General features: G+C 73.5%; 19 protein-coding genes. 5 read left to right on the top strand and 14 right to left on the bottom strand.

The annotated features are described in order from the left end of the window. Positions 1–3: 3 nt before the first annotated feature. The 5 genes from V6U89_RS03190 to V6U89_RS03210 all read right to left on the bottom strand — a co-directional run bounded on the left by V6U89_RS03190 (position 4) and on the right by V6U89_RS03210 (position 3244). Positions 4–468: a helix-turn-helix transcriptional regulator gene (locus V6U89_RS03190; protein ID WP_334569079.1), complete on the bottom strand. Its 465-nt coding sequence runs from the start codon at positions 466–468 to the stop codon at positions 4–6. Between the two features lie 81 nt (positions 469–549). Then, positions 550–960: a VOC family protein gene (locus tag V6U89_RS03195; protein ID WP_334569080.1), complete on the bottom strand. Its 411-nt coding sequence runs from the start codon at positions 958–960 to the stop codon at positions 550–552. Positions 961–1022: 62 nt separating this feature from the next. Beyond that, a complete protein-coding gene (gene cutA, locus V6U89_RS03200; RefSeq protein WP_334569081.1) occupies positions 1023–1343 on the bottom strand; it encodes a divalent-cation tolerance protein CutA in 321 nt (106 codons plus the stop codon). A gap of 45 nt (positions 1344–1388) precedes the next feature. Beyond that, positions 1389–2411, bottom strand: a complete 1023-nt coding sequence (locus V6U89_RS03205; protein ID WP_334569082.1) for a 1-acyl-sn-glycerol-3-phosphate acyltransferase — start codon at positions 2409–2411, stop codon at positions 1389–1391. Further along, positions 2411–3244 (bottom strand): patatin-like phospholipase family protein, encoded by an 834-nt coding sequence (locus V6U89_RS03210; protein WP_334569084.1) that lies wholly within the window; start codon positions 3242–3244, stop codon positions 2411–2413. The genes V6U89_RS03205 and V6U89_RS03210 overlap by 1 nt, the downstream gene beginning before the upstream one ends. A 192-nt stretch (positions 3245–3436) precedes the next feature. Between V6U89_RS03210 and V6U89_RS03215 the strand changes: the two genes are divergently transcribed. Beyond that, positions 3437–4897 (top strand): serine/threonine-protein kinase, encoded by a 1461-nt coding sequence (locus V6U89_RS03215; protein WP_334569085.1) that lies wholly within the window; start codon positions 3437–3439, stop codon positions 4895–4897. 35 nt (positions 4898–4932) lie between these two features. Here the strand turns inward: V6U89_RS03215 and V6U89_RS03220 are convergent, their stop codons facing one another. The 9 genes from V6U89_RS03220 to V6U89_RS03260 all read right to left on the bottom strand — a co-directional run bounded on the left by V6U89_RS03220 (position 4933) and on the right by V6U89_RS03260 (position 14263). Beyond that, positions 4933–5988, bottom strand: a complete 1056-nt coding sequence (locus tag V6U89_RS03220; protein WP_334569405.1) for a glycosyltransferase family 4 protein — start codon at positions 5986–5988, stop codon at positions 4933–4935. A 151-nt stretch (positions 5989–6139) separates the two neighbouring features. Then, on the bottom strand, positions 6140–6811 hold the full coding sequence (locus V6U89_RS03225) for a BON domain-containing protein (protein WP_334569087.1): 672 nt from the start codon (positions 6809–6811) through the stop codon (positions 6140–6142). 189 nt (positions 6812–7000) lie between these two features. Continuing rightward, entirely contained in the window at positions 7001–8632 is a 1632-nt protein-coding gene (locus V6U89_RS03230; protein ID WP_334569089.1) for a trypsin-like peptidase domain-containing protein, read from the bottom strand. A 62-nt stretch (positions 8633–8694) separates the two neighbouring features. Then, positions 8695–10248: a sensor histidine kinase gene (locus V6U89_RS03235; RefSeq protein ID WP_334569090.1), complete on the bottom strand. Its 1554-nt coding sequence runs from the start codon at positions 10246–10248 to the stop codon at positions 8695–8697. Continuing rightward, positions 10245–10946, bottom strand: coding sequence for a response regulator transcription factor (locus V6U89_RS03240; RefSeq protein ID WP_334569091.1), 702 nt, complete (start codon positions 10944–10946; stop codon positions 10245–10247). The genes V6U89_RS03235 and V6U89_RS03240 overlap by 4 nt, the downstream gene beginning before the upstream one ends. A 68-nt stretch (positions 10947–11014) precedes the next feature. Continuing rightward, positions 11015–11617: a PadR family transcriptional regulator gene (locus V6U89_RS03245; protein WP_334569093.1), complete on the bottom strand. Its 603-nt coding sequence runs from the start codon at positions 11615–11617 to the stop codon at positions 11015–11017. Then, positions 11614–12450: a DUF4097 family beta strand repeat-containing protein gene (locus V6U89_RS03250; protein WP_334569094.1), complete on the bottom strand. Its 837-nt coding sequence runs from the start codon at positions 12448–12450 to the stop codon at positions 11614–11616. Before V6U89_RS03250 ends, V6U89_RS03245 begins: the two co-directional genes overlap by 4 nt. Positions 12451–12551: 101 nt before the next feature. Further along, complete coding sequence (locus V6U89_RS03255; RefSeq protein ID WP_334569095.1) at positions 12552–13487, bottom strand: lysophospholipid acyltransferase family protein; 936 nt, start codon at positions 13485–13487, stop codon at positions 12552–12554. Further along, entirely contained in the window at positions 13484–14263 is a 780-nt protein-coding gene (locus tag V6U89_RS03260; RefSeq protein WP_334569096.1) for a GNAT family N-acetyltransferase, read from the bottom strand. Before V6U89_RS03260 ends, V6U89_RS03255 begins: the two co-directional genes overlap by 4 nt. A 181-nt stretch (positions 14264–14444) precedes the next feature. On the opposite strand from V6U89_RS03260, the gene V6U89_RS03265 reads away from it, so the two are divergent. The 4 genes from V6U89_RS03265 to V6U89_RS03280 all read left to right on the top strand — a co-directional run bounded on the left by V6U89_RS03265 (position 14445) and on the right by V6U89_RS03280 (position 21004). Then, positions 14445–15116 (top strand): hypothetical protein, encoded by a 672-nt coding sequence (locus V6U89_RS03265; RefSeq protein ID WP_334569097.1) that lies wholly within the window; start codon positions 14445–14447, stop codon positions 15114–15116. A gap of 151 nt (positions 15117–15267) precedes the next feature. Then, positions 15268–16206 carry an ABC transporter ATP-binding protein gene (locus tag V6U89_RS03270; protein WP_210774495.1) on the top strand — a complete coding sequence of 313 codons (939 nt, stop codon included), beginning with the start codon at positions 15268–15270 and terminating at the stop codon, positions 16204–16206. After that, a complete protein-coding gene (locus V6U89_RS03275; protein ID WP_334569100.1) occupies positions 16203–17036 on the top strand; it encodes an ABC transporter permease subunit in 834 nt (277 codons plus the stop codon). The genes V6U89_RS03270 and V6U89_RS03275 overlap by 4 nt, the downstream gene beginning before the upstream one ends. A gap of 257 nt (positions 17037–17293) precedes the next feature. Beyond that, positions 17294–21004, top strand: a complete 3711-nt coding sequence (locus V6U89_RS03280; protein WP_334569101.1) for a multifunctional oxoglutarate decarboxylase/oxoglutarate dehydrogenase thiamine pyrophosphate-binding subunit/dihydrolipoyllysine-residue succinyltransferase subunit — start codon at positions 17294–17296, stop codon at positions 21002–21004. Positions 21005–21069: the final 65 nt, after the last annotated feature.

Genomic DNA, 21069 nt, shown 5'->3' on the forward strand with positions numbered 1-21069 from the left:
TCATCACGCTAGGTGCGGCTCGGCGACCGGCGCTTCTCGATTCCTGACCGGTCTGGTCACCTGTTTCGCCACACACGGCGGCATCCCCGCCGCGGCTTCCGTCGCACGGCGTCGGTAGGCGCTGGGCGGCATGCCGACCAGCTCGGTGAAGCGGGTGCTGAAGGTGCCCAGCGACGAGCAGCCGACCGCGAAGCAGACCTCGGTGACGCTCAGGTCGCCCCGGCGCAGCAGCGCCATGGCGCGCTCGATGCGCCGCGTCATCAGATAGGCGTACGGCGACTCGCCGTAGGCCTGCCGGAACTGGCGGCTGAGGTGCCCGGCCGACATGTTCGCGCCGCGGGCCAGCGCCTCGACGTCCAGCGGCTGCGCGTACTCCCGGTCGATCCGGTCGCGGACCCGGCGCAGCCGCGCGAGGTCGTTCAGGCGCCGCGCCTCGGCGAGGGCCCGCCCCCACGAGGGGTGACACATGAGGGAACTCCTTTCGAAGATGTCCGGGAGCACCCGGGGCGCCTGCCGGGCAGGCGGCCGGGTGCTCGACGGCCGGAGGGCTCAGCGCAACTCCTGGATGCGGACCAGGTTGCCCGCGGGATCGCGGAAGGCGCAGTCGCGGATGCCGTACGGCTGCTCGATCGGCTCCTGGACGACCTCGGCGTCGCCGGCCTGCAGCTTCTCGAAGGTGCCGTCGAGGTCGTGGGTGGCCAGCAGGATCCAGCCGTAGGTGCCCTTGGCCATCATCTCGGCGATGGTGCGGCGCTCGTCCTCGGTGATCCCGGGGTCGGTGGCCGGCGGCGCCAGGAGGATGGAGGTGTCGGGCTGCCCGACCGGGCCGACCGTGATCCACCGCATCTTGCCCTGTCCGACGTCGTTGCGGACCTCGAAGCCGAGGACGTCGCGGTAGAACGCCAGGGATTCGTCCGGGTCGACGTGCGGCAGGAAGGTGGTGTGAATGGTGATGTCCATGGCGATCACGCTAGGCGGGCGCCGCGCCCCGCACTTCTCGATTCCTGATCGATCCGGGACACCTAGGTACGGGTGTTCTCGTGCACCCAGGCGGCGTACGCCGGCTCCCCGCACTCCACCCGGGACACCAGGATCTCCGGCACCTCGTACGGGTGGGCGGCGCGGATCCGGTCGACCAGCGCGACCACCCGGTCCGGGGCGGTCTTGAACTGCACCGACCACTCGACGCCGGTCTCCACCGCGGACCGCCACCAGTAGGTGCTGTCGACCTGGCCGCCCACCTGTGCGCAGGCCGCCAGCCGCCTGGCGACCGCCTCGGCCGCGAGCGTGTCCGCGACCGGGCGCGCGTCCACCACCGTCGTGACCACGCAGATCTGTTCCATCAGCGCACCCTACGCGGCGTCGCCACGGGCGGCCCCGACCCGCGGTCAGCCGGTGGACACGCCGTCGCGGTTGGCGGCGATCCAGGTGTCGATCCGGGCCCACCAGTCGAAGAGCCAGTCGATGCGCTCCTGCCGGTCGGTCGGCACCTCCTCCGGCGGCACCGACCAGAAGCGCATCACGATCCGCTTGTCCATCGGCAGCTCCCGCCAGACGTCGGCCACGGTGAGCATCCGGTCCAGCCCGGTGTGCGCCACGAAGATCACCCCGGCGTCCGGGGCGGCGTCCAGTGCGGCGAGCAGTCCGCCGGGCTGCGGCGCGAGCACGTGCCGCATCCGTTCGGCGCGCAACGCCATCCGCTCCAGCCCGAGCGCGCGGAGCCGGGCGATGGCCCGCAGCCGGCGGCTGGGCGTGAAGTTGCCGCCCTCGGGAAAGATCACGAACGCGTCGTCGTCGTCGAGGTCGGTGGCGAGCTGCCCGATCTGCCCGACCGCCGAGTCACGGCCGTCCGAGCCGGGCGCGATGAACCGGTTGGGCAGCCGGTTGAGCAGCACGTCGATCGCCGGGTCCCACTGGAGGCTCTCCTTGAGCACGATCCGCGGCTCGCGGTGGAACCAGTTGACCAGCGCGTGGATCAGGATGAACGAGTCACCCGGCCCGGCGTGCCGGCAGAGCACCAGCTCCGGCCGGCCGGGCAGGGCGGTGTCCGGGTCGGTGCCGACCACGTCGATGCTCAACCGCAGCGTCCAGCGGGCCTGCCAGAAGAGCACCCGCAGGAAGCGGCCGGCGAGCGCGTAGTGCGCGCGCTGGAAGGCCGGCGAGCGCTTGCGCAGCCCGAACCCGGACGCCAGCCAGAGCAGGAAGAGCGCGGCCAGCGCCGCCGCGTCCCAGACCAGGTAGACGGAGCCGATCCAGAGCAGGCGCAGCGGCCGCAGCCGGCCGGGCACGAAGGGCGACAGCGCCAGGCCGAGCAGCGCCCAGACCGGCACCGTGGTGACCACGGCCAGCGCGAGCAGCACCACGCCGGGCGCCAGCAGCATCCGGCGTACCCACCGGGGTGGCAGCGGCATCAGTGGTCCAGTTGGGTGGCCAGGTAGTGCCGGGAGGCCGTGTAGGCCCGGCTGATCCGCCGCCCCACCGCCGCCATGTCCCGATAGGCCCACGGGCTGTCGTCGCGGGGCTTCAGCCCGCCGGTGGGCAGCACGTGCACCTCCACCCCGTCGGGCAGCGCCGCCATCTCCCGGGCGAACCGGTGCCGCCGGGCGATCTCGAACGCGACCTGGGCGATCTCCCAGGGCCGCTGGGGCGGCGTCAGCTCCCGTTCGATCCGACCCACCTGGAGTACGAAGATCTGCCGCGCGCCCAGCGCGACCGCCTCGCCGATCGGGATGGAGTTGACGATCCCCCCGTCGATGTAGTGCTGGTCGTCGATCCGGGCCGGTGGCAGCAGCCCCGGCACGGAGGCCGAGGCGAGCACGGCCGGCACCAGCGGACCGCTGTCGAACCAGTGCTCGGCGGCCCGCTCGATGTTCGCCGCGCAGCAGCGGAACGGCACCTTCAGGTCGGCGAAGGTGGTCTCGGCGCCCAGTTCGGACTCCAGCAGCTTGCGCAGCGGCCGGGGCGAGTGCAGGTGGGTACGCGCGGCGAACCGGCGCAGCTGGCGGGCGACCGAGTCGCCGTACACCTCGCTCGCCTCCGGCGAGGCCCAGAGCCGGACCAGCCGGTCGGTGACCGCCTCGGACGGGTCTGCGGCGACCAGCGCGCCGTTGACCGCCCCGATGGAGGTGCCGAGCACCACGCCCGGGCGGATCCGGGCGCGGAACAAGGCGCGCAGCATGCCCACCTCGACCGCGCCGAGCACTCCCCCGCCGCCGAGCACGAACGCCACCGGACCCCCAGCCATGTCGTTCATCCTGGCACGTGCCCACCGCCGGGCCGGGTCCAGCCGCTGGTCACCCGGGTCCGGCCGGTCCCAGGTGGCGGCGTGCGAGTCGTCCACGACGGAGGGTGACCGCCAATCCAGACGACCGTTGACACGGCGGACACATTCCCGCAACCTGATACCGCCCCCACCCCCAGGCAGGTGCGATCACTGATGGCAGCGCTGCACGCCGGCAGGTTGCTGGCCCGCCGGTACCGGCTCGTCGACCAGATCGGGGCCGGTGGCATGTCGGTGATCTGGCGGGCCCGCGACGAGGTGCTCGACCGGATCGTCGCGGTCAAGGTGCTCGCCCCCTCCCTGGCCACGGACGCCCGCTTCCGGGACATGGTCCGCGAGGAGGCCCGCTCCGCCGCCCAGCTGATCCACCCGCACGTGACCTCGGTGCACGACTACGGCGAGACGCTGGCCCCGGACGGCTCGATCACCTCGTTCGTGGTGATGGAGCTGCTCACCGGGGAGGAGCTGGAGCACCGGCTCACCGAGGGGCCGCTGCCCTGGGCCGAGGCGGTCGAGGTGGGCGCCCAGGTGGCCGAGGCCCTCGCGGCCGCGCACCGGCTCGGCATCGTGCACCGGGACATCACCCCGTCCAACGTGATGATGACCCGGGTCGGCGCGAAGGTGCTGGACTTCGGCATCGCCACCCACGTCGGCGCCCCGGACGAGGACGAGGACGGCGGCACCTTCGGCACCCCCGCGTACGTCGCGCCGGAGCGGCTGGACGGGGTGCCGGCCCAGCCGGCCACCGACGTCTACTCCCTCGGCGTGCTGCTCTACGAGACGCTGACCGGCCAGGTGCCGTACCCGGCGGACACCTGGGAGCAGCTCGGCGAGGCGCTGGCCGCCGACGAACCACCCAGCCTGGACGGTGTGCCGGGGCTGCCGGCGGTGGTCGCCCGTACCTGCCTGCGCTGCCTGGCCCGCGATCCGCGCGACCGGCCCACCGCGCACCAGGTGGCCGCGGCGCTGCGCGACCAGCTGCTGCCCGGCGACCCGCAGGCGACCACGATGTTCGCGCCGACCGTGACCCTGCCCGCGCTGCCCGGCCAGCCGGCCGGGCAGGCGGAACCGGCCGGGCAGGCGGAGCCGGCCGGAGCACCGTCGCGGCGACGCCGGCCGCTGCTGGTGGTGGCCGCGCTGGTGGTGGTGACCACGGCCGCCGCGCTGCTCGCCCCGACCCTGGTGCCGGAGTCGACGCCGCCGCCGGACGCCCGGCGGACCGGCGCCCCGGCGGTGCAGCCGACGATCCCGCCCGCCGAACCGTCCACAGTTCCTCCACGGTCGACCGTGGCGGCGACCAGCGCGCCGTCCCGACCGGGACCCGCCCGAAACGGCGGGCAGGGCGCCGGTGGGCTGACCGAGGCCGCCGAGCGGCTGCGCCGGCTCATCGACGACGGGGTGCGCAGCGGCGACGTCCGCGCCGACGTCGGCACCGACCTGCGCAACGTGCTGGCCAGCCTGACCCGGTCGGCCGCCGACGGGCGGTCCGACCTGGCCGAGCCGGTGGCGCTGCTGCGCGACAAGGTCACCCACCGTGTCGACGAGGGCGGCATCACCCCGGCGTACGCGCGCCAGCTCGACGCGGCCATCGTGGAGCTCGGCACCAGCCGGGTGTGAGCCGGTCGGGGCTGCGCCGGCCCCTCGGCCCGCGGTCAGCGGGTGGCGACCGGCGTCGGCTCCCGGGCCGGCGCGGCGGCGCCGAAGGCGAGCCGCCGGTACACCGCCTCGTAGCCCTCCGCCATCCGGTCGGTGGAGAAGTTGCGGGCCACGTGCGCGACGGAGGCCGCCGGGTCCAGCCGGTCCACCGCCCGCAGCGCCGCCGGCAGCTCCTCGGCCCGGTCCCGGATCAGCCCGGTGACCCCGTCCACCACCAGCTCCGGCACGGCGCCGCGCCGCAGCGCCACGACCGGCGTACCGGTCGCCATCGCCTCCACCATCACCATGCCGAACGGCTCGTCCCACTGGATCGGCATGATCAGGCAGCGCGCGTCCGCCATCAGCCGGATGGTCGCCTCCCGGTCGGCGTTGAACACCACGGTGACGTCCTCGTCCAGCAGCGGCTCGACCACCTCGGTGAAGTAGCGCCGCTCGGCGGGCTCGTTGCACTTGCCGGCTAGGGTCAGCGGCAGGCCGGCCGACCGGCAGGCGCGGATCGCGAGGTCCGGTCCCTTGTCCGGACTGAACCGGGCCAGCCAGAGCACCGGGCCCCGACCGGGGGCCTGCTTGTGCGGGAACTCCCGCACGTCCATCGCGTTGTGCACGGTCCCCACCCAGGGCAGGCCCGGGTTCAGCCGGCGCTGCGTGTGCGAGATGGCCACCAGCCCCACGCCCCGGTCGACGTCGCTGAGCACCGTGCCGTACTCCCCGACGGGGTTGCCGTGCACGGTGGCCACGGTCGGCACCGCCCGCCGGCCGGCGACCAGCGGGCCGATCGTGGTGTGGTCGTGGATCACGTCGAAGTCGGCCGCGGTGACCAGGTGCCTCACCCGGGCCAGATGGGCCAGCTCCGGCAGCGCCTCGCCCAGCCGGGCGTACTGGAGGTCCTCGACGGTGGAGACGAAGTCGGCGGCGGTGCCGTGATCCTGGCCCGCGCCGAACAGGGTCACCGCGTTGCCGCGCCCGACCAGCCGATCCACCAGCCCGTGCACCACCTGTTCCAGCCCGCCGTAGCCGGGCGGCGGCACCGACAGCCACGGCGGGACCACCATCGCGATCCGCAGCGGCCTCTCCGGCGGGCTCTCCCCCGGACGGTGGGTCACGGCCACAGGTCCTCCCCGTTGCTTCCCGGTGAGCGGGATCGGCGGCGATTTCCCCACCCCGGCTGGGCTAAACGGACATTCGTCGGACGCGGCGGGCGGCTCACCCGGTGACGACGAGACGGTCGTCGACGGCCCGTACGCCCGGCGCCGACCAGGCGACCCGCTCCGCCTCGTCCCGCTCCCACCAGGAACGGACGGTGCCGCCCAGGACGACGGTGTCGCCGGCCAGCTCGACGGTGATCGCCTCGGTGCCGGTCCGGCGGCGCAATGCCCGGCGCAGGTCCAGGGCGGTCTGTTCGGCGCTGGGCGGGGCCGGCGGCACCACCTCGATCAGGTTGGTCACCCCGCGTACGCCCCGCAGCCGGCGCAGTTCCTGCTCGGCGGTGCGCCGCTGGTAGCCGAACTCCACCTCGCCGCGCAGCATCAGCCAGCCGGCGGAGACCGTCACGTCCAGCCGCTCGGCGGGCACGAAGCTGTCCCACTCCAGCGCCCGTACGGCGGCGAGGGCGAGTTCGCCGTCGTCCTGACCGTCCAGGCCGGGCAGGCGTACCTCGATGTCGTCGGCGACCGCCCGCACGCCGCGTACCCGGTGCGCGCAGCGCTGCGCCGCCCACTTGCGGGCGTAGCTGTCCACCCGGCCGGTCAGGGTGACCACGCCGTCGGCGACGCTCACCCCGATCTCGTGCGGCTGGGCCTGCGGGTCCCAGGCCAGTTCGTCGAGCACGTCGCGCTGGATGTTCGGATCGGTGCGGGTGGCCGCTGCCGTCGTCATGGCGTCCCCTCCCGTGCGGTCGGCTCCTGGCGAGGATGCCGACTCCCCGGGTGAGGCCGGCTCACCCTGGCGGGGTGAACCGGCACCGGACCGGCGTCAGGGACCACGGGGTGCGAAAAAAGGCGGCGGGTGGCGGAGCCAACCCCCTTGGCTCCGCCACCCGCCGCCCCAGAGGAGGCAGGTCTGGTGTTATGACGTCTCGGCGAGCGTCACGGTTGCCTTCGCCTCGGCACCATTTCGCTTGTAGGTCACCTCGACCCGGTCGCCGACCTTGCCGGCCTGCACGGCGCCGACCAGATCGTTGGAGTCGTTGACCACCTTGTCGCCGAACCGGGTGATCACGTCGCCTCGCTGGATGCCGGCCTTCTCGGCGGCGCTGCCCGGCACGACCGCGGCGACCAGCGCCCCGCCGTCCTCGGCGGCGTTGACGCTCACCCCGAGGGACGGGTGGCTGACCTTCTCACCGCGCTGGAGCTTCCCGGCGACGTCCTTGGCCTTGTTGCTGGGGATCGCGAAGCCGACCCCGATGTTGCCGCTGCTGCCCTGCCCGGCGGTGGCGATCGCGGTGTTGATGCCGATCACCTCGCCCCGGGTGTTGACCAGCGCGCCGCCGGAGTTGCCGGGGTTGATCGGGGCGTCGGTCTGGAGCAGTCCGGAGATCGAGCTGGCGCCCTGCTGCGGGTTCTGCTGCCCGTTCTCGCCGGCCTGGATGGTCCGGTCCCGGGCGCTGAGGATGCCGGCGGTGACCGAGCCCTGCAGGCCCAGCGGGCTGCCCAGGGCGAGCACCTGGTCGCCGACCTGCATCCCGTCGCTGTCGCCGAACTTCGCGGCCTTCAGGTCGCTGACGCCGCTGGCCTTGACCACGGCGAGGTCGGTCTTCGGGTCGGTACCGACGATCTTGGCCTGGGCGGTCTTGCCGTCGGCGAAGACCACCCGGACCGTGTCGCCGGAGGCGGAGGCGACCACGTGGTTGTTGGTCAGCACGAAGCCGTCGGCGCTCAGGACCACGCCGGAGCCCTCGCCGTTGTCCGTGATGATGGAGACCACGCTGTCCTGCACCGCGGCGGCGATCTTCGGCAGGTCGGCGCTGTTGATCACCGGGGCGGCCGAGTAGGTGCGGGTGATGCCGCCGGAGTCGCCGTCGACCGCGAGAGCGAGGGCGCCGCCGGCCACGCCGGAGCCGAGCATCAGAGCGAAGACCGCCACCCCGGCGCCGACGAACTTGGCCACCTTCGAGGGGCGCGGGCCGGCGGCCCAGGGCGGCGCCGGCTGCCCGCCGTGTTGCGGCGGGACCGGCCCACCGGGCCCCTGCGCACCCGGGTAGCCCGCCGTCCAGCCGGACTGCTGCCCCGGCTGGTAGCCGGCGGCCGGGTACCGACCGGCGGACGGGTACGGCTGGTAGCCGGGGCGGTAGGCCTGCTCGCCACCGTGCGCCCCGCCCGGGTACGGCGCGGCGGAGGCCTGACCGGCTCCCGGGTACGGGGCGGCGGAGGTCTGACCCGCCTGCGGGTACCCGGCCGACGGGTACCCGGCACCGGCGTACGGTGCGGCAGAGGTCTGACCGGCGCCCGGGTACGGGGCGGCGGAGGTCTGCCCGGCGTACGGGGCGGCGGAGGTCTGGGCGTCCGGCGGGGTGGCGGCGCTCGGCGGGGTGCCGGCCGGCTCCCCCGCGGTGCCGGCGGCGTCGCCCGGGGCGACCGGGCGGGGTTCGGTGGAGCCGGACTGCCCAGGCTCGACGCGGGACAGCTCGGCGGTGGGGTGCGACGGCTCCGCGTCAGGGGCGGCCGGCCGCCGCTGCGGGTCGGTCTCGAACTCGGTCATGGCTCCACTTTCTCCCGTCGCTCTGGCACCAGCCTGGAACCCGCCTGAATGTTTTCTGAAAGTCACTCCGTCTCGCCGTCGGCGTCCGGCAACAGCGGCAGCCGGACCCGGAAGGTCGCCCCGCCGCCCGGGGTCTCGGCGACCTGCACGGTGCCGTGGTGGGCGGTGACCAGGGCGGCGACGATGGCCAGCCCCAGCCCGGTGCTGGTGATCCCGCTCGCCCGGCGGGTCCGGGCCGCGTCGGCGCGGTAGAAGCGTTCGAACACCCGCTCGGCCTGCTCCGGGGTGAGGCCCGGACCGGTGTCGGCCACCTCGACCACGGCCAGGTTCCCCGGCTCGGTACGCAGGCGCAGGGTCACCGACGCCTCCGGTGGGGTGTGGGTGAGCGCGTTGGTCATCAGGTTGCCGATGACCTGCCGCAACCGGGCGTCGTCGCCGTGCACCACCAGCGGCCCCGAGCCGGGCTCGATCTCCAGCTCGATCCGCCGGTCGGGGGCGACCACCCGGGCGGCCTGCACGGCGTCGGAGGCGAGGACCGGCAGCTCGATCGGGGCCAGCGAGAGGGGCCGTTCCCGGTCCAGCCGGGCGAGCAGCAGCAGGTCCTCCACCAGCAGCCCCATCCGGGCCGCCTCGTCCTCGATGCGACGGAGCAGGTCGGCGGTCTGCTCGGGCGCGCGGGCCGCGCCCTGCCGGTACAGCTCGGCGAAGCCCCGGATGGTGGTCAGCGGGGTACGCAACTCGTGTGAGGCGTCCGCGACGAACTGCCGCATCCGCTCCTCCGAGCGGCGGGCCCGCGCCTCGGAGATCTGCGCGGCGTGTGCCGCGTCCCGGGCGCCGGCCTCGGCCGAGCGGGCGGCGGTCTCCGACGCGGCCCGGGCGGTGAAGGCGGCCTCGATCTGCGCCAGCATCGCGTTCAGCGCGCGGGAGAGCCGGCCCAGCTCGGAGGTCGCGCACTCCTGCCCCTCCTCCGGGTCGGGCACCCGTCTGGTGAGGTCGCCCCCGGCGATCGCGGCGGCGGTGCGCTCGATCTCCACCAGCGGCTTGAGGCTGGTCCGCACGATCGCCGCGCCGATCGAGGCGAGCAGGATCAGCACCGCCCCGCCGACCAGGAGGTCTATCCAGACCAGCCGCTTGACGGCCAGGTCGACGTCGGTGAGGTGCTGCCCGACCGCCAGCACGCTGCCGTCCGGCAGTTCGCGGTAGAGCATCCGCCAGCGGTCGTGGCCGTCCTGGGCCCGGACGGTGAAGGGCTCACCCTCCTCGGCCCGGAAGCCGGCCACGTCGGCCGGGATCGGCGGCAGGTCGTCGCGCTCCAGCACCGGGTCGTACCCGATGATCTCGCCGCCGTCGGCGTTGGCCAGGGCGACCACGTAGTCGGTGGGCAGCGACGCGCGCACCCGCCCGGACTGCAGGTCGGGCAGGACCCGGCCGACCTGGACGCTGGCCGCCTGGAGTTCGGCGTCCACCTGGCCGACCAGGTAGTTGCGGAGGAAGTACGTGGTCAGCGAGCTGATCACGACCAGCGCGGCGGCGACCAGCGCCAGCACCGACGCGACCAGCTTGATCCGCAACGGGACGCTGCGGAGCTTTCCCTTGGCGTCGTGGAGGACGCTCACGCTGCCGGCTTGCGCAGCACGTAGCCCACCCCGCGCAGGGTGTGGATGAGCCGGGGCTGGGTGTTGTCCACCTTGCGGCGCAGGTACGAGATGTAGGACTCGACGATGTTGTCGTCGCCCCGGAAGTCGTAGTTCCAGACGTGGTCGAGGATCTGCGCCTTGCTGAGCACCCGGTTGGCGTTCAGCATCAGGTAGCGCAGCAGCTTGAACTCGGTCGGCGAGAGCTGCACCCGCTGGCCGGCCCGGTGCACCTCGTGGGTCTCCTCGTCCAGCTCCAGGTCGGCGAAGGTGAGCCGGGAGGGGGCGTGCTCGCCGGTGGCCGTACGCCGCAGCACCGCGCGGATCCGGGCGGTCAGCTCCTCCAGGCTGAACGGCTTGGTGACGTAGTCGTCGCCGCCCAGGGTGAGCCCACGGATCTTGTCGTCGGTGGCGTCCCGCGCCGTCAGGAACACCACCGGGGTACGGGTGCCGCCCTCGCGGAGCATCCGGATCACCTCGAAGCCGTCCAGGTCGGGCAGCATCACGTCGAGGACCACGAGGTCGGGACGGTGGTCCTTCGCGGTGCTCAACGCCGCGCTGCCGCTGGTGGCGGTCGCCACGTCGAAGCCGGCGAAGCGCAGGCTGGCGGAGAGCAGTTCGAGGATGTTGGGATCGTCCTCGACGACGAGCAGTCGCGCCTCGGTCTGGGTAGCGGCCATGCCCGCCATCATCCGCGACGCGGCTGCGCCGGCGCTGGACGCTTCCTGAAAAGACCCTGTGAGCCGCGTCAGCGCAGCAGCCGGCGCAGCCCGTCGAGCGCGCCGTCGAGGACCCGGATCGCGGTTCGCAACTGGTTGTCGGAGAGTCGGTGCGCCCGGACCAGCCCGCCGACCTCCATGGTGAAGGCGGCCAGCCGCTGGTCGAACTCGGTCAGCAGCGGTGAGGCCGCGGCGGCGGGAGCCGGCGGCGGCACCGGCCGGTCCCAGCGGGCCTGCCGGGTCTGCCGGGCCGCCTCGCGCAGCTCGCGCTTGAGGTCCCGGACCGAGCCGCGAACCTCGGTCTGGATCTCCCCGGCGAGGGTGGAGAGGTCCTGCACCGAGGTGTTGATGTCGGCCTCCAGGGTGGCCAGCTCGTCGGCGCGCTGCCGCAGCTCCGCCCGGCCGGCCTCGGTGATCTCGTAGACCTTGCGGCCGCCGGCCGCGGTGTGGGTGACCAGCCCCTCCACCTCCAGCCGTTGCAGGCGGGGATAGATGGTGCCGGCGCTCGGGGCGTACAGGCCGAGGAAGCGGTCCTCCAGCAGCCGGATCAGCTCGTAGCCGTGCTTCGGGCCGTCGTCGAGCAGCTTGAGCAGGTAGAGCCGGAGCCGCCCGTGACTGAACACGGCGGTCACGGCTGCTCCTCCTGGTCGTCGTCCACCGGACGGGCGAGCAGCGCGATGCTGCCCGACGTGGCGGAGGCCCAGAGCTTACCTTCGCCCGCCCCGAGGACTCCCTCGCTGTCGCGCACCGCGGCGAGCCCTCGGCTGGCCAGCACCTGGGGGAAGCCGCTGGTGATGCGGCCGGAGGCGGTGTGCAGCCGGACGGCGAGGTCGCTGTCCTCCCGGACCCGGACGGTGATGCTGCCGGAGATGGTGCTCAGCCGGATCTCGCTGCGGCGGGGGTTGTCGAAGTCGCAGGTGATCGCGCCGGAGACGGTGTGCGCGCGGACCTGGCCCGGCGCGCTGTCGGCCAGGATGACCTCGCCGGAGACGGTCTCCAGGGTGACCTCGCCGGCCACCCCGAGCGCCTCCACCGGCCCGGAGACGATCTTCGCGGCGGTGGTGCCACGCAGCCCCATCAGGGTGATCTGGCCGGAGGTCACGTCGGCCCGGGTCCGCCCGCGCAGCCCGGAGGCGACCAGCGAGCCGTCGATCAGGTGGAGGGTGGCCGCCACGTGGGCGGGGACCGCGACGGAGACGTCGACCCGGGGCCAGCGGGCCAGTGGGCCGACCCACCGGAACACCTCCGACCAGCGGAACTTCCGTTCCTGGACGATGCTGAGCCGCCCGTCGCGGTGCTCGACGTGGATCGGCCGACCTTCGCCGCCGGCCTGGGTGATGTCGACCCGGGCCGGGCCGTCGGTGGCGACCACGTTGAGCCGACCGCTGATCAGCCGCACGTCGAGCTCGGTGACCGGGTCGTCCAGGGTGAAGCGGCGCGGCTGCTCGACAGTCCAGCTCGTCATGGCGTCCTCCCCTCGATGCGCCCGGCCGGCGGCCCGCGCTCGGGAGGAGCGTAACGCGATACATCGCGATAGAGCAAGACACGTCGCGAGTCGGGTGGACGTCACGCTGCCAGGTCGAGCTCCCGGCCGACCGCGGGCGCGCGGGTCGGGGCGACCGCGTCGACGAAACCGCCGACTGCCGGCGCGGTCACCGGCCGGAGCCCGACGGGTCGGGCCGGCACCAGGTGGACCGCCGACTCGGCGGCCCGGGCCAGCGCCCGCCGGTCCGCGTCCGGGGCCGGGTGCAGGGCCGCGGCGACCCGGACGGTGACCACCAGGTCGCGGGCGGCGAGCACCCGGCGTACCGACCGCCAGAGGGTGTCGTCGCCGAGGAAGGCGGCCGCCGTGGTGGCCTCGCCGGTCGCGGCGCAGCGGTAGCCGACACGCAACGGCACCACCGGCGCCCCGGCCTCGATCGCCGCCTGGAACACGGCCGGCCGGAACCCCCGCCCCGGCCGGCAGTCGCCGGCAATCAGGGTGCCGCACCAGGTCGTACCCTCCGGGAAGACCGCGACCGGGTCACCGGCCCGCAGCGCCCCGGCGATCCGGGCGACGGTCGCCGGCAGCTCGCGAGGCCGGGCCCGGTCGACGAAGAGCGCGCCGCCCGCGCGGGCCAGCACCCCGACCAGCGGCCAGGCCCGGACCTCCCGCTTGGCCAGCATCCGGGCCGGTGCGACGGCCAGCACCGCCAGCGCGTCCAGCCAGGAGACGTGGTTGGCGACCAGCAGCGCGCGCCGGCGCGGCGGCCGGCCCCGCACCTCCAGCCGCGCCCCGAGGGCGCGCGCCGTCGCCCGCGCCCAGCCGCGCAGCGCGGCCGCGCGCGACGCCGCCGGCAGCACCGGCAGCAGCCCGGCCAGGCCGGCCCCCACCAGCAGCATCCCGAGTACGCCCAGCAGCCGGGCCACCCGCCGGGCGACGGGTACGGCGGGCACCTGCCCGGGCACCGGCAGGCAGTCCGGGCCGCAGCCTGAGGTGGGCCGCCACAGCTCGGCGCTCATTCCGGCGCCCCGCCCAGGAAGTGCCGCAGGTAGCGCGGGTTCATCCGGTCCAGGGAGAAGAGCACGTAGAAGTCGGCCACCCGGAAGTCCGGGTCGTACGCCGGCTCCCCGGCGACCCAGGCGCCCAGCCGGAGGTAGCCGCGCAGCAGCGGCGGGATCAGCGCCTGCCCGGCGGCGCCGCCCTCGGCGGTGTCCAGCGGGACCGCCCCCGGCTCGGCGAACCAGGGCCGCAACGGACGGACCCGCAGCAGCGGCGGGGCCAGGTGCCGGGCGCGCGCCCGGGCCCACACCTCGGCGGCGGCCCGGCCCCCGTCGCCGACCGGCACCGAGGCGCAGCCACCCAGCCAGCGGGAGCCGCGCAGGTGCAGGTAGCGGGTGATGCCTGCCCACATCAGGTTGATCACGGCGCCCGAGCGGTGGTCGGGGTGGACGCAGGAACGGCCGGCCTCCACCAGGACGTCGCGCAGCGGGTCCAGGGCGGTCAGGTCGAACTCGCTCTCGGCGTACCGGCGGTCGGTGCGTCCCGGCGGCAGCAGCCGGTACGTGCCGACCACCGCTCCGGTGCGCTCCTCGCGCACGATCAGGTGGTCGCAGTGGGTGTCGAGGTCGTCGACGTCCAGCCCGGCCCCGCCCGGGCGCAGGGTCGCGCCCAACTCGGTGGCGAATACCTCGTGGCGCAGGCGTTGCGCGGCCGCGACCTGGGTGGGGTCGTCGGCGATCAGCAGGGTGTATCCGCTGGTCGTCAGAGGTGCGCCAGCGGCGTGCAGAACGGCCATGGGACCTGTGTAGGTGGCCGGGGTTGCCGGCCGCCCCGGCGAAGGATGTCGATCCGGTGAACGGCTGTCGGCGGTCCGCCCCGAACCGCCGACACCGGGCTACCTGACCGTCCGCCGGGTCGGCGTGGCAGGCTGCCCGGGCGGACCCGGCGGCGGCGCCGGGCACGACGGAGGTGCGTCGATGATCATCGAGTCCCGGTTCAACGGGCCGCCCGGCTCGGGCAACGGCGGGTGGAGCGCCGGGGTCTTCGCCGAGGCGTACGGGGGCGACCGGCCGGTCGAGGTGACGCTGCGCCGCCCGCCCCCGCTGGCGACCCCGCTGACGCTGGCCGACGGCGACGTCCTCGGCCCGGACGGACAACTCGTCGCCCAGGTCCGCCCGACCGACGACCCGCCCACGGCGGTCGCCCCGGTCGACCCGGCGACGGCGGCGGCCGCCTCGGCGGCGTACCCCGGCCTGCGGGACCACCCCTTCCCCGGCTGCTACGTCTGCGGCCCGGACCGCCCGGACGGGCTGCGGATCTTCCCCGGTCGGCTGCCGGACGGCCGGACCGCCGCGCCGTTCCGCGCCCCCAACCGGGTGGTGCCCGCCACGGTCTGGGCGGCGCTGGACTGCCCGGGCGGCTGGGCCGTCATCGCCCCGGGCCGGCCGTACGTCCTCGGCCGGGTCGCCGCGGTCGTCGACGCGCTGCCCCGGCCCGGCGACGAGTGCGTGGTGACCGGCGAGCTGGTCAGCGGCGAGGGGCGCAAGGCGGTCGTGCGCACCAGCCTGTACGGCCCGACCGGCGTGCTGCTCGGCCGGGCCCGGGCCACCTGGATCGCGCTGCCCTCGGAACCCGCCTCTCGTCCCTGAGGACGACCGCCTCCTGCGTGAGGTGGAGGCCGGACTACGGACCGCGCCCGATTGACCGGGTTGCACGCCCTTGCCAGGCTGTGCCCCGGCGCTCTCCGCAACGGCGCCGCACACCGCGGCGCGTGACGCGCCGCCGCACGGAAGGAGCACGATGTCCGACGGGCAGTGGAGCCCCAGCACCGGGACCGGCCAGATCGTGGTGTCCGGACTGACGAAGCACTACAAGAACGTCCGGGCGGTGGACAACCTGTCCTTCACCGTCGAACCGGGGCGGGTGACCGGCTTCCTCGGCCCGAACGGCGCCGGCAAGACCACCACCCTGCGCATGCTGCTGAACCTGGTCACTCCGACGAGCGGCGACGCCACCGTGGACGGGGTCCGCTACGCCGACCTGACCGACCCGCTGCGGCACGTGGGCGCGGTGCTGGAGGCGTCCAGCGCGCACAAGGGCCGGACCGGCCTCAACCACCTCCGGGTGATCTGCGCCGCGGCCGGGCTGCCCCGGCAGCGCGCCGACGAGGCGCTGGCCCTGGTCGGGTTGACCCCGGCCGCCCGGCGCAAGTTCAAGGGCTACTCGCTGGGCATGAAGCAGCGGCTCGGCATCGCCGCCGCGATGCTCGGTGACCCGCGGGTTCTGATCCTGGACGAGCCGGCCAACGGGTTGGACCCGGAGGGCATCCGGTGGATGCGCGGGTTCCTCAAGAGCCTGGCCCAGGAGGGCCGCACCGTGCTGGTCTCCAGCCACCTGCTCTCCGAGATGCAGCTGCTCGCCGACGACGTGGTGATCATCGCCGCCGGCCAGCTGGTCCGGCAGGGGCCGGTCGAGCAGGTGATCGGCTCGATGGCCCAGGGCGTGCGGGTGCGGGTACGCACCCCGCAGGCCGACGAGCTCGTCGCCGCGCTGAAGGCGCAGTCGGCCACCGTCACCCCGGACGAGCACGGCGTCCTGCTGGTGGACGGGGCGGACGCCCCGACCGTCGGCCGGGTCGCCCTGGCCGCCGGGGTGGAACTGCACGAACTCACCACGGAACGACCCGACCTGGAACGGGTCTTCCTGGAGCTGACGGCCGGGAAGGCGGGCATCCGATGAACCTGGTCCGAGCCGAACTGCTCAAGATCCGTACGACCAACACGTGGTGGCTGTTCGGCCTCGGCGCGCTGGTCACCCTGGCCCTGGCGTTCCTGGTCAACGCGCTCAACGCGAACCTCACCCTCAGCGGCCCGCAGGACGTGGAGGGCCTGCCGCGGGAGCAGGCCGAGCAGGTCCTCGCCTCGGCCGACGAGGTCTACCAGGCGGCGAACCTGTTCACCTCGGGGCAGTACTTCGGGCTGCTCTTCGTGCTGCTGCTCGGCATCATCGTGGTGACGAACGAGTTCTACCACCAGACCGCGACGACCACCTTCCTCACCACCCCGCACCGCACGGTGGTGGTCACCGCCAAGTTGGTCGCGGCGGCGCTGATCGGCGCGGTCTTCTGGCTGGTCACCACCGTGCTGACCGTGCCGGCGACGCTGATCTTCTTCGCGGCCAAGGGGTGGGACGCGCACCTGGGCGACTGGGACATCACCCGCGCGATCCTGCTCAACCTGCTGGCGTACGTGCTCTGGGGCGTCTTCGGCGTCGGCTTCGGCGTGCTGATCCGCAGCCAGATCGGGGCGACCATCACCGCCGTGGTGCTCTACCTGGTCGGTACGACCGCGGCGAACCTGGTCTTCTTCCTGCTTCAGCAGTGGCTGGAGCAGGACTGGATCAGCAAGCTGGCGGTGATCGTGCCGTCCACCGCGTCCTCGCTGATGATCAGCGGCACCGAACTGCCGGGCAACCCGCCGCAGTGGGTGGGCGCGGTGGTCCTGATCGCGTACGCCGTGGTGACCTCGGCGGCCGGCAGCCTCATCATGCGGCGCCGCGACATCGCCTGAGGCGGACCCGGGCGGACGGCCCCGGCGGTGGCGGCGACGTCACCGTCCGGGGCCGTCGTGCCTACCAGGAGTCGACGCGACACGCAGGGTTTGGCGAACTTCTGGCATCTTCTGTGAAACGGGCCACCCGTCGGAGGCGGAAATGCCTGCGGCATTCCTACGGCGTAGCCTGGGAGCCGTCTCCCGTGCGCCCGTAACCGGGCACGGGTGCCGACCGCGTGACATACGAACCCGCGTGAAAGAGGCGATTACCGGCCGTGTCGACCCAGCAGACTTCGCAGGAGAACCCACTGGCGGGTTTCGGCCCGAACGAGTGGATCGTCGAGGAGATGTACCAGCGCTACCTCGCCGACCCGTCGAGCGTCGACTCGGCCTGGCACGACTTCTTCGCCGACTACCGGCCGGCCCCGGGCGCCGCGACCCCGCGCCCCGCCGAGGAGAAGGCCCCGGCCAAGGCCGCCCCCGCCGAGCCGGCCGGGCAGCAGGAGGCCGCCGCGACCGTGACCCAGCCGGCCGCGCCCGCCAAGCCGGCCCCCGCCGCCAAGGCCCCCGCCAAGCCGGCGCCGGCCAAGGCCGCCCCGGCCAAGCCGGCCGCCAAGGCGCCGGCCGTGAGCGGCGCGGGCACCACCCCGCTGCGCGGCGTGGCCGCCAAGATCGTGCAGAACATGGACGCCTCGCTGGCCGTGCCGACCGCGACCAGCGTGCGCGCCGTCCCGGCCAAGCTGCTGGTGGACAACCGCATCGTGATCAACAACCACCTCGCCCGCGGGCGCGGTGGCAAGGTCAGTTTCACCCACCTGATCGGGTACGCGCTGGTCCGGGCGCTGGTCGAGCACCCCGAGATGAACAACTCCTTCGCCGAGGTCGACGGCAAGCCGGCGATGGTCCGCCCGGAGCACGTCAACCTGGGCATCGCCATCGACCTGGCCAAGCCGGACGGCTCCCGCAACCTGGTGGTGCCGTCCATCAAGGCCTGCGAGCAGATGGACTTCCGGCAGTTCTGGCAGGCGTACGAGGACGTGGTCCGGCGCGCCCGCCGCAGCGAGCTGACCATGGAGGACTACGCCGGCACCACCATCTCGCTGACCAACCCGGGCGGCATCGGCACGGTGCACTCGATCCCCCGCCTGATGCAGGGGCAGAGCGCGATCATCGGCGTCGGCGCGATGGAGTACCCGGCGCCGTACCAGGGCATGAGCGAGACCACCCTGGCCGAGCTGGCGGTCAGCAAGATCATCACGTTGACCAGCACGTACGACCACCGGATCATCCAGGGCGCGCAGTCCGGCGAGTTCCTCAAGGTGATGCACGAGCTGCTGCTCGGCGAGCGCGGCTTCTACGACCAGATCTTCACCTCGCTGCGCATCCCGTACGAGCCGGTGCGCTGGATGCGGGACGTCGCGGTCGACTCCGAGGGCCAGATCAACAAGACCGCGCGGGTGCACGAGCTGATCCACGCGTACCGGGTGCGCGGCCACCTGATGGCCGACACCGACCCGCTGGAGTTCAAGATCCGGAAGCACCCGGACCTGGACGTCCTCCAGCACGGGCTGACCCTGTGGGACCTCGACCGGGTCTTCCCGGTCAACGGCTTCGCCGGCCGGCAGCGGATGAAGCTGCGCGAGATCCTCGGCGTGCTGCGCGACTCGTACTGCCGCCGGGTCGGCATCGAGTACATGCACATCCAGGACCCGGAGGAGCGGCGCTGGATCCAGGAGCGGATCGAGCGCAAGTACGAGAAGCCCGCCGCCGACGAGCAGAAGCACGTGCTCAACCGGCTCAACGCCGCCGAGGCGTTCGAGACCTTCCTGCAGACCAAGTACGTCGGGCAGAAGCGCTTCTCGCTGGAGGGTGGCGAGTCGCTGATCCCGCTGCTCGGCGAGGTGCTGGAGGCCTCCGCCGAGGGCGGGCTGGACGAGGTCGTCATCGGCATGGCCCACCGTGGTCGGCTGAACGTGCTGGCCAACATCGTCGGCAAGCCGTACGAGAAGATCTTCTCGGAGTTCGAGGGCCACCTGGACCCGCGGTCGACCCAGGGCTCCGGCGACGTGAAGTACCACCTGGGTCAGAACGGCAAGTTCACCACCCCGGACGGCGACCACGCGGTCAAGGTCTCGCTGGTGGCGAACCCGTCGCACCTGGAGGCCGTGGACCCGGTGCTGGAGGGCATCGTCCGGGCCAAGCAGGACCGGATCGACCTGAAGCTGGAGGGCTACACCGTGCTGCCGCTGGCGGTGCACGGTGACGCCGCCTTCGCCGGCCAGGGCGTGGTCGCCGAGACGCTCAACCTCTCCCAGCTGCGCGGCTACCGCACCGGCGGCACCGTGCACGTGGTGGTCAACAACCAGGTCGGCTTCACCACCGCCCCGGAGTACAGCCGCTCCAGCCTCTACAGCACCGACGTGGCCCGGATGATCCAGGCACCGATCTTCCACGTCAACGGCGACGACCCCGAGGCCGTGGTCCGGGTCGCCCGACTGGCCTTCGAGTACCGGCAGGCGTTCAACAAGGACGTCGTGATCGACATGGTCTGCTACCGCCGGCGCGGGCACAACGAGGGCGACGACCCCTCGATGTCCAACCCGGAGATGTACAAGATCATCGACTCGAAGCGCTCGGTCCGCAAGCTCTACACCGAGGAGCTGATCGGCCGGGGTGACATCACCGTGGAGGACGCGGAGGAGCTGCTGCGCGACTACCAGGGGCAGCTGGAGCGGGTCTTCAAGGCCACCCGCGACGCCGCCACCACCCCGCGCAAGCTCAGCCGGCCGCGCCGCGAGGAGGAGCCGGAGCCGCAGGTGGAGACCGCCACCGACGCCGCCGTGGTCAAGGCGATCGGCGAGGCGCACGTCAACCTCCCCGAGGGCTTCACCCCGCACAAGCGGATCCAGCAGCTGCTCGACCGGCGGGCCAAGATGTCCGTCGAGGGCAACATCGACTGGGGCTACGGCGAGATCATCGCGTTCGGCGCGCTGCTGCACGACGGGGTCACCGTCCGGCTCGCCGGGCAGGACTCCCGCCGCGGTACCTTCGTCCAGCGGCACGCCTCGATCGTGGACGCCAAGACCGGCGACGACTACCTGCCGCTGAAGTCGCTCACCGGCGACGGCGAGCGGTCCCGGTTCTTCGTGCACGACTCGCTGCTGTCCGAGTACGCCGCGATGGGCTTCGAGTACGGCTACTCGGTGGAGAACGTCAACGCGCTGGTCTGCTGGGAGGCCCAGTTCGGTGACTTCGTCAACGGCGCCCAGTCGGTGATCGACGAGTTCATCTCCTCCGGCGAGGTGAAGTGGGGCCAGCGCTCCGCGGTCACCCTGCTGCTGCCGCACGGCCACGAGGGCCAGGGCCCGGACCACACGTCGGGTCGCCCGGAGCGGTTCCTCCAGCTCTGCGCGGAGGACAACATGCGGGTGTCCATCCCGACCACCCCGGCGAACTACTTCCACCTGCTGCGTCGCCAGGCCCTGTCGCCGAAGCGCAAGCCGCTGGTGGTGTTCACGCCGAAGTCGCTGCTGCGGCACAAGCTCTGCGTCTCCTCGGTGGAGGACTTCACCACCGGCACCTTCCAGCCGGTGCTGGCCGACACCGCCGCCCCGGCGCCGGAGCAGGTGAAGCGGGTGCTGCTCTGCTCGGGCAAGGTCTACTACGACCTGTTCCAGGCCCGGGCCGAGCGCGGCGTCACCGACACCGTGATCCTGCGGATGGAGCAGCTCTACCCGCTGCCGACCGACGAGATCCGGGCCGCGCTGGCGCAGTACCCGAACGCCGAGGACTTCGCCTGGGTGCAGGAGGAGCCGGCCAACCAGGGTGCCTGGTCGTTCGTCGCGCTCAACCTGCTGGAGCACCTGACCGACGTCCGGCTGCGGCGGATCTCCCGCCCGGCCGCGGCGGCCCCGGCGGTCGGCTCGGCCAAGATGCACGAGGTCGAGCAGACCGCGCTGATCGAGGCGGCCCTCCCCCGCCCGTGACCTGACCGCACCGCCGAGACCCGGGGCAGCGCCGTCCGCCGACGGCACTGCCCCGGTTCCGTCGG

Source organism: Micromonospora sp. CPCC 206171 (genome assembly GCF_036906755.1).
GTDB classification, from domain to species: domain Bacteria; phylum Actinomycetota; class Actinomycetes; order Mycobacteriales; family Micromonosporaceae; genus Micromonospora; species Micromonospora purpureochromogenes.

What these genes read in the sequence shown, in the direction of transcription:
- V6U89_RS03190 (WP_334569079.1), bottom strand. Translation starts at nt 468, where the DNA reads ATGTGTCACCCCTCGTGGGGGCGGGCCCTCGCCGAGGCGCGGCGCCTG.
- V6U89_RS03195 (WP_334569080.1), bottom strand. Translation starts at nt 960, where the DNA reads ATGGACATCACCATTCACACCACCTTCCTGCCGCACGTCGACCCGGAC.
- cutA (WP_334569081.1), bottom strand. Translation starts at nt 1,343, where the DNA reads ATGGAACAGATCTGCGTGGTCACGACGGTGGTGGACGCGCGCCCGGTC.
- V6U89_RS03205 (WP_334569082.1), bottom strand. Translation starts at nt 2,411, where the DNA reads ATGCCGCTGCCACCCCGGTGGGTACGCCGGATGCTGCTGGCGCCCGGC.
- V6U89_RS03210 (WP_334569084.1), bottom strand. Translation starts at nt 3,244, where the DNA reads ATGGCTGGGGGTCCGGTGGCGTTCGTGCTCGGCGGCGGGGGAGTGCTC.
- V6U89_RS03215 (WP_334569085.1), top strand. Translation starts at nt 3,437, where the DNA reads ATGGCAGCGCTGCACGCCGGCAGGTTGCTGGCCCGCCGGTACCGGCTC.
- V6U89_RS03220 (WP_334569405.1), bottom strand. Translation starts at nt 5,988, where the DNA reads ATGGTGGTCCCGCCGTGGCTGTCGGTGCCGCCGCCCGGCTACGGCGGG.
- V6U89_RS03225 (WP_334569087.1), bottom strand. Translation starts at nt 6,811, where the DNA reads ATGACGACGGCAGCGGCCACCCGCACCGATCCGAACATCCAGCGCGAC.
- V6U89_RS03230 (WP_334569089.1), bottom strand. Translation starts at nt 8,632, where the DNA reads ATGACCGAGTTCGAGACCGACCCGCAGCGGCGGCCGGCCGCCCCTGAC.
- V6U89_RS03240 (WP_334569091.1), bottom strand. Translation starts at nt 10,946, where the DNA reads ATGGCCGCTACCCAGACCGAGGCGCGACTGCTCGTCGTCGAGGACGAT.
- V6U89_RS03250 (WP_334569094.1), bottom strand. Translation starts at nt 12,450, where the DNA reads ATGACGAGCTGGACTGTCGAGCAGCCGCGCCGCTTCACCCTGGACGAC.
- V6U89_RS03255 (WP_334569095.1), bottom strand. Translation starts at nt 13,487, where the DNA reads ATGAGCGCCGAGCTGTGGCGGCCCACCTCAGGCTGCGGCCCGGACTGC.
- V6U89_RS03260 (WP_334569096.1), bottom strand. Translation starts at nt 14,263, where the DNA reads ATGGCCGTTCTGCACGCCGCTGGCGCACCTCTGACGACCAGCGGATAC.
- V6U89_RS03265 (WP_334569097.1), top strand. Translation starts at nt 14,445, where the DNA reads ATGATCATCGAGTCCCGGTTCAACGGGCCGCCCGGCTCGGGCAACGGC.
- V6U89_RS03270 (WP_210774495.1), top strand. Translation starts at nt 15,268, where the DNA reads ATGTCCGACGGGCAGTGGAGCCCCAGCACCGGGACCGGCCAGATCGTG.
- V6U89_RS03275 (WP_334569100.1), top strand. Translation starts at nt 16,203, where the DNA reads ATGAACCTGGTCCGAGCCGAACTGCTCAAGATCCGTACGACCAACACG.